At 36.4% G+C, this 390-nt stretch carries 1 pseudogene; it reads left to right on the forward strand.

The annotated features are described in order from the left end of the window. Positions 1-390: pseudogene (locus CD121_RS12265) on the forward strand (cell wall anchor protein); the annotation flags it as partial.

Raw genomic sequence — 390 nt, forward strand, 5'->3', positions numbered from 1 at the left:
AAGTACCAAATAAAGAAACAACACCAGCCGCACCAATGATAACAATAAATGATCAAGAAGCTAGTGTAACAATCACACCACAAGACAATACAGACAAAATGGTCGTGAAGTATATAGATTCCAATGGTGATTCGAAAGAAGTAGTAGCAACAAAAGATGGAGACAAATGGTCGCTAAACGATAATGTAGATGGTATAAACATTGATGGAACAAATGGAGTAATCACTATAACTCATGATGGTGTTCAAAATGGTAGCGAAGTTAGAGTTCAAGCTACACAAGGAAATAGCAATCCAAGCGAAGTAACTACACAAGTACCAAATAAAGAAACAACACCAGCCGCACCAATGATAACAATAAATGATCAAGAAGCTAGTGTAACAATCACAC

Source organism: Staphylococcus pasteuri, assembly GCF_003970495.1.
Taxonomy (GTDB): domain Bacteria; phylum Bacillota; class Bacilli; order Staphylococcales; family Staphylococcaceae; genus Staphylococcus; species Staphylococcus pasteuri.